This is a genomic window from Streptomyces griseus subsp. griseus (assembly GCF_000720255.1).
Classification (GTDB): domain Bacteria; phylum Actinomycetota; class Actinomycetes; order Streptomycetales; family Streptomycetaceae; genus Streptomyces; species Streptomyces griseus_I.
The window spans coordinates 61,793-68,324 of record NZ_JOJE01000038.1; the positions used below are offsets into that span (position 1 = coordinate 61,793).

The window sequence follows — 6,532 nt, forward strand, 5'->3', positions numbered from 1 at the left end:
ACTCCACACCTCAAGGATGCGGCATCCGCGGCGAAACGAGCAGCGGGCGTCCGGCGAGCCCGGTCCTCACCCCCGCCCACCCTGCGGTGAGCGGGGTTTTCCCGAGCTTCGGAATCCCCGCTGCGACACACCCTGCACGCCCTGGGCCTGCGACGGGTCCCGCCGAAACCGACCCTGCGCGCCGCCCGCACCGTGAAACCGGGCCCCGCGCGCCGTCGGCGGCCGGCCTCCTCCGGCCCGACCGGCCGGAGAGACCTGTCGGATCGGCCAGGAGAGGCCCATCCGACCGGCCGGAGAGGCCCGCCACCGGAGGGGACTAGCGGACCAGGCCCCACCGGAAGCCGAGCGCCACGGCGTGTGCCCGGTCCGAGGCGCCGAGCTTCTTGAACAGCCTCCGGGCGTGGGTCTTGACGGTGTCCTCGGAGAGGAACAGCTCGCGACCGATCTCGGCGTTGGAGCGGCCGTGGCTCATACCTTCGAGCACCTGGATCTCACGCGCGGTGAGGGTGGGCGCGGCCCCCATCTCGGCGGAGCGCAGCCGACGTGGGGCGAGTCGCCAGGTCGGGTCGGCGAGGGCCTGCGTCACCGTGGCGCGCAGCTCCGCGCGGGAGGCGTCCTTGTGCAGGTAGCCACGGGCTCCGGCGGCGACGGCGAGAGCGACGCCGTCGAGGTCCTCCGCGACGGTGAGCATGATGATGCGCGCACCGGGGTCGGCGGACAGCAGTCGCCGGACGGTCTCGACGCCGCCCAGACCGGGCATGCGTACATCCATCAGAATCAGGTCCGAGCGGTCGGCACCCCAGCGGCGGAGGACTTCCTCGCCGTTGGCCGCCGTCGTCACGCGCTCGACGCCGGGCACGGTCGCGACCGCGCGGCGGAGCGCCTCTCGGGCAAGCGGGGAGTCGTCGCAGACGAGGACGGAAGTCATGGCCGCCCTCCGCAGCTGATGCGCGTCACCTTGTGCCTCCAGGCTGGTACGAATCGTCACCTGTGCGGTCGACCGTCTCGGACGCTTGCCCGAGCACTTGTGTTTTCAACCGCCACCGCACTCTCAACGATGGTCACTCGAAAGAGTTACGGGGCCACATGCCGTCTTCGGCACTCTACGTGAGGGTGCCAACACGGTGCAGACATGAACGACAGACTCACAACGTTTCATCACAACCTATGCCCCATTCAGGCCCTTTTCTTCCCATTTGTTGGTGTCTGAGGCTAGATTCGCAATGAGTCATATTTTCATCTCCTTAGATCGTAGATGTACGGTCATACGCACCGTATCCACTCAGAACGGCTGCAAGGGGTCACGCAATGGCAGATTTCTCCCGCCTTCCCGGACCGAACGCGGACCTGTGGGACTGGCAGTTGCTGGCTGCCTGTCGCGGGGTGGACAGCTCGCTCTTCTTCCATCCGGAGGGCGAGCGCGGAGCGGCCAGGAGCGCTCGTGAGAACTCGGCCAAGGAGGTCTGCATGAGATGCCCGGTCCGCGCCCAGTGCGCGGCGCACGCGTTGGCTGTGCGAGAGCCGTACGGCGTCTGGGGCGGCTTGACCGAGGACGAGCGTGAGGAGCTCATGGGGCGGGCGCGCAACCGGCTGGTGTCGACATCGACGACCGGCGGGGACGCCACCTCGAACACCTGAAGGAACGTTTCTGCAACCGCAGGGCACGCGGAGGCGTGCCCTACCCCTGCCCCGCGTGCCTTGCCTCTGCCCCGCGTGCCCTACCTCTGGCCCTGGGCCGCCGCAGGCCGCCGTTGCCGGTCCGCCGCCCGTGCCAGCTGCTCCAGCGTCGCCGCCACCGTCGGCACCTGCGCCAGATCGGGCAGCGTCAGCGCGACGATCTCCCGCCGCACCGCCGGCTCCAGCGTCACCGTGCGCGCACCCCTGGGCCGTACGGACTCGATCGCGAGCTGGGGCAGGACGGCGACACCCAGTCCGGCGCCCACCAGGCCGACCACGGCCGGGTAGTCGTCGGTGGCGAAGTCGATGCGGGGCGTGAAGCCCGCGCTTTCGCACACCTCCACCAACTGCCCACGGCAGCGCGGACAGCCCGCGATCCACGACTCACCGGCGAGTTCGCCGATGGCGACGGTCCCCGCGCGCGCGAGCCGGTGCCGTTCGGGGACGAGAGCGACGAGCCGGTCCGTCAGCAGCGGCCGTACGACCAGGTCGTCCCACTCCTCCGCGCCCGGCGCGCCCTCGTAGCGGAAGGCGAGCGCGAGATCGCAGTCGCCCTCGCGCAGCATCTCGACGGACGCCGGCGGTTCGGCCTCCTCCAGGGAGACCCGGGTGCCGGGGTGAGCGGCGCGCAGGGCGGCTAGGGCGGTGGGGACGAGGGTGGAGCTGCCGCTGGGAAAGGAGACCAGCCGGACCCGGCCGGAGCGCAGCCCCGCGATCGCCGCGACCTCCTCCTCGGCCGCGGTGAGCCCGGAGAGGATGCCGGCCGCGTGCCGCACCAGCGCCTCGCCCGCCTGCGTCAGACGCATCTCGCGGCCGCTGCGGATCAGCAGGGGCGTGCCGACCGATGCCTCCAGGGCCTTCATCTGCTGGCTGACGGCGGGCTGGGTGCACCCCAGCTCGCGCCCGGCCGCCGAGAAGGAGCCGGTGGCGGCCACGGCGCGCAGTACGCGGAGATGACGGGCCTCGATCACCCTTCGAGCATAAGTGAGTCTTGGGTACGGCGCCGAATAATGCGTCGACGCTTGGGGTCGCGGTCTCCTACCGTGCGGGACCATGAAGCTTCTCTCCCTGAATCTGGGCCGTCCGGAGTCCGTGCCGTACACGGACCAGCCAGAGGGCCTCACCGGTATCGACAAGCAGCCGGTCCAGGGGCCGGTGCGGGTGACCGCGCCCGGGCCCAAGGGGGTCGGGGCGAGCGGGCTGGCCGGGGACGCGGTGTGCGACACGCGTCATCACGGCGGCGACGACCAGGCCGTCTACGCCGTCGCCCGCGAGGATCTGGACGACTGGGAGCGCGAGCTGGGGCGGCCGTTGGCCAGTGGCGCGTTCGGCGAGAACCTCACCACCGAGGGCGTCGACGTCTCCGGCGCGCGGATCGGCGAGCGGTGGCGGATAGGGGCCGAGGTGGTACTCGAGGTCACCTGCGGGCGGATTCCCTGCCGGACCTTCCAGGAGCATCTCGGTGAGCGGCGGTGGGTGAAGCGGTTCACGGCCAAGGGCGCGCCGGGCGCGTACCTGCGGGTGGTGACACCGGGCGAGATCCGGGCGGGCGACCCGATCGAGGTCGTACACCGGCCGGACCACGAGGTGACGGTCGCGCTGCAGTTCCGCGCGGTCACGCTGGAGCGGACGCTGCTGCCGCGGCTGCTGCCGGCGGGTGAGGCGCTGCATCCGGAGTCGCTGGCGGCGGCGCGGAAGTACGTGCGGGAGCACGGGGTGTGACGGGCGGTCGCTCGGGGTCGGGCTGGGCCCCTGACGTGCGGTCACGCCCTCGGCGCCCGAGGAGGCGCCGGAGCGGATTCACGCAGTCCGGGTAACTACCCTTGGGCCATGACAACGGCTCTGATTACGGGATCGACCGCGGGCATCGGCGCCGCGTTCGGGCGGCGGCTGGCGGCGGACGGGCACGACCTGGTCCTGGTCGCACGGGACACCAAGCGGCTGCGGGAGCAGGCGACCGAGCTGCACGACCGGCACGGCATCGAGGCGGAGGTGCTCACCGCCGACCTCGCGACGGACAAGGGCATCGAGGCGGTGGCCGACCGGCTCGGCGACCGCAGGAACGCCGTCGACCTGCTGATCAACAACGCCGGCTTCGGCAACAAGGGCCGCTACCTCGACGTACCGATGGCCGACGAGCTGAGGATGCTCAAGGTGCACTGCGAGGCGGTGCTGCGGCTGACGTCCGCGGCGACCGAGGCGATGCGGGAGCGGGGGCGCGGCGGGGTCGTCAACGTGGCGTCGGTCGCCGCGTTCGTGCCCCGGGGCACGTACGGGGCGTCCAAGGCGTGGGTCGTGCAGTTCACGCAGGGGGCGGCGCGGGATCTGGCCGGTACGGGCGTCCGCCTGATGGCGCTGTGTCCGGGGTTCGTGCGGACGGAGTTCCATGAGCGGGCCGGGATGGGGACGGACAACATCCCGGGCTGGATGTGGCTGGACGCGGACAAGCTGGTCGCGGCGGCGCTGCAGGATCTGGCGCGGGGGAAGTCGCTGTCCATCCCGGACCCGCGGTACAAGGCGCTGATGGGCCTGGTGAAGGTGACACCGCGCTCGCTGCTGGGCGGGATCAGCTCGAGGACGGGGCGCAAGTACGGGCCTCAGTGAGCGGGGCCGGTGAGCAGTTGCCCGAAACGGGTGACGTCGGCGTTCCGGTGCGAAAATGGGCGTGACGGAACCGGGCTCAGGGGGGCCGGAGGCGGTGTCATGACGTTCGTACAGCTCATCGACTGCAGGACCAGCCGGTTCGACGAGATGGACCGGCTGATGGACACGTGGGTCGAGCAGACCAAGGGGAAGCGGACGGCGACGCACGCGTTGGTCGGCAAGGACCGCTCGGACGAGTCGCACTTCATCGAGATCGTGGAGTTCCCGTCGTACGAGGAGGCGATGCGGAACTCGAACCTTCCGGAGACCGACAAGATCTTCCGGGAGCTGGTGGCCCTGTGCGACGAGATGCCGACCTTCACCGATCTGGACGTGGTGCGGGACGAGCAGCTGTACGCGTCCACCGCGCGGCGGTTCTTCGAGACGATCGCCCTCCACGGGAACCTGCCGCCGCTGGACGGCCTGCTCTCGGAGCACTACCACGACCACGATCCGGCGAACGAGCAGGACACCATGGGGATGGACGCCATGCGGCGCGAGGTCGATATGTGGCGGAGCGGCTTCGACTTCGCCTTCGAGGTCGAGGACCAGATGGCCCAGGACGACCGCGTGTGCAGCCGGTGGACGTGGCGCGGCACCCACAAGGGCGACTTCATGGGGCTCCCGGCCACCGGGAAGCAGTGCACCATGACCGGCGCGACCATCCACCGGTTCGGTGACGACGGGAAGATCGCCGAGGCGTGGTGGCAGTACGACCGCCTGGGGCTGCTGGCACAGCTGGGGGCGCTGGACGCGCTGGAGAGGTAGGGGACGGACCCAGGGCCTGGGCTCCGGCGCCGGCTCCGGGCCATGAGGTCGCCCGCGAGGGGAGAAGCCCCCGTTCCGGTTACGGGACGGGGGTTTCTTCGTGTGCGACTTGCCCCCGTGAGCGCCAAACGGGCTCGGACCGACTGTCGTACGGGCCGACTAGGATTTCGGCGCTGCCCTCGGGGGCCTCGCGCCACGGGCACAAGATCCCTTCTCCTCTATATCCACGTACAGCTTCGAAGGTGCTCGGTGCCCGATGCTCTCAGGCCGACTGTTCCTGCTCCGCGAGAGCGCTGGTTCCAGCCGCGGCGGTCCGGGTCTCGGTGGGAGCAGGAGGGACTGGAGCACCTGCGGGCGCTGATGCCGAAGACGGAGCCCTACCGGGCGTGGGCGACGTCGGCAAGCGTGACGCCTCCCTCGCCGCCGTCCTCGCCGCCGTCATCGACGCCGAGCACGTCCCGTACCTCGCCGCCCACCGCTACAAGGACACCGGACTGCGCAAGCGCGCCCAGTGGGAACAGGTCTGGGAGCAACAGCGAGAGGAGGACCGGACCGGGCAGCGGCTCGACATCAAGGTGCCGCCGAAGTAAAGCAGCGCAGACTTCCTGAAGCACTCCTACTGGTCCAACCGCGGCAAGCTCGACGTCCCCAAGGAGCGCTTCATCTCCTACCCCGGCGCTTCCCTGGAATCGGACACCTCCCTGCTTCTCGGCTGGGCCGGCTGGAATCACCGCGACCAGGCCGACGCCCTCGTCGGACTCATCCTCAGCCGCATCGAAGCGGGTGGCTGGGACAAGAAGGACCCCCGGCTCGTGCCGCTCCTCGCCGGGCTGAGGGAGGTCCTGCCCTGGGTGCACCAGTGGTACGGCGAGTACGACGAGGAGTGGGAGGACAACTCCGCCGAGGAGTTCCAGGCCGCCCTCGAATCGGGCCGCGCGGACGCGGAGTTGTCGGAAGCCGACCTCGCCAACTGGCGTCCCGAGAAGAAGACGCGCGGTCGGCAGAAGAAGAGCGACTGAACCTGCCCAACGGGCATGGTTGAGGGGCGGCCTGTTTCCGGCTGCCCCTCATTTACATCAACCGCGCGCGACCATCAGCACGAACGCGGTCCACTGGCCGGGGTCGACCGTGAGGAACGCGTCCCCCGGCCGCTTGGAGTCGCGGACGAACACGGACGAGGGCTTCGTGCACGAGCGGCGCGTCCAGGGACCCGGCGGTCACTGGATCACTCAACAGCTCGTGTCCAACGTGCCGTTGACCGCCGCCGAAGCCGCCAAGATCCTCGCGCGGATGCGCGTATCAGCAGCCGTAGAGCCCGTATCACCGCAGCTCGCACCGAGTCCCCACATCCCGGCCGTCGGTGAGCCGACCACTCCGACCACCGACGGCTATCCAAACAAAAACCCCAGTGAGAACACCCCAACCAACCCCCCAAACCCCCCAC

The 6,532-nt window shown here is 70.3% G+C and carries 7 protein-coding genes and 2 pseudogenes; 6 read left to right on the forward strand and 3 right to left on the reverse strand.

The features are described 5' to 3' along the window. Positions 1–316: 316 nt before the first annotated feature. Positions 317–928, reverse strand: a complete 612-nt coding sequence (locus IG99_RS34865; RefSeq protein ID WP_003948568.1) for a response regulator transcription factor — start codon at positions 926–928, stop codon at positions 317–319. Positions 929–1,308: 380 nt separating this feature from the next. Between IG99_RS34865 and IG99_RS34870 the strand changes: the two genes are divergently transcribed. After that, positions 1,309–1,638, forward strand: coding sequence for a WhiB family transcriptional regulator (locus IG99_RS34870; RefSeq protein ID WP_037681319.1), 330 nt, complete (start codon positions 1,309–1,311; stop codon positions 1,636–1,638). Between the two features lie 80 nt (positions 1,639–1,718). On the opposite strand, the gene IG99_RS34875 is transcribed toward IG99_RS34870, so the two are convergent. Then, positions 1,719–2,648 carry a LysR family transcriptional regulator gene (locus IG99_RS34875; RefSeq protein ID WP_037681322.1) on the reverse strand — a complete coding sequence of 310 codons (930 nt, stop codon included), beginning with the start codon at positions 2,646–2,648 and terminating at the stop codon, positions 1,719–1,721. 82 nt (positions 2,649–2,730) lie between these two features. On the opposite strand from IG99_RS34875, the gene IG99_RS34880 reads away from it, so the two are divergent. From IG99_RS34880 to IG99_RS52120, 4 genes and pseudogenes are all read left to right on the forward strand, one after another. Beyond that, entirely contained in the window at positions 2,731–3,399 is a 669-nt protein-coding gene (locus tag IG99_RS34880; protein ID WP_037681325.1) for an MOSC domain-containing protein, read from the forward strand. A gap of 108 nt (positions 3,400–3,507) precedes the next feature. Further along, positions 3,508–4,281, forward strand: coding sequence for an SDR family NAD(P)-dependent oxidoreductase (locus IG99_RS34885; protein WP_037681328.1), 774 nt, complete (start codon positions 3,508–3,510; stop codon positions 4,279–4,281). Positions 4,282–4,380: 99 nt separating this feature from the next. After that, entirely contained in the window at positions 4,381–5,088 is a 708-nt protein-coding gene (locus IG99_RS34890; RefSeq protein ID WP_037681330.1) for an ester cyclase, read from the forward strand. A 386-nt stretch (positions 5,089–5,474) separates the two neighbouring features. Then, a pseudogene (locus IG99_RS52120) lies at positions 5,475–6,107 on the forward strand (DUF7008 domain-containing protein). Positions 6,108–6,164: 57 nt separating this feature from the next. Here IG99_RS52120 and IG99_RS46435 read toward each other — a convergent pair. Continuing rightward, positions 6,165–6,260 carry a DUF397 domain-containing protein gene (locus IG99_RS46435; RefSeq protein ID WP_078948088.1) on the reverse strand — a complete coding sequence of 32 codons (96 nt, stop codon included), beginning with the start codon at positions 6,258–6,260 and terminating at the stop codon, positions 6,165–6,167. A 13-nt stretch (positions 6,261–6,273) separates the two neighbouring features. Here IG99_RS46435 and IG99_RS50770 point away from each other — a divergent pair. After that, positions 6,274–6,532: pseudogene (locus IG99_RS50770) on the forward strand (hypothetical protein); the annotation flags it as partial.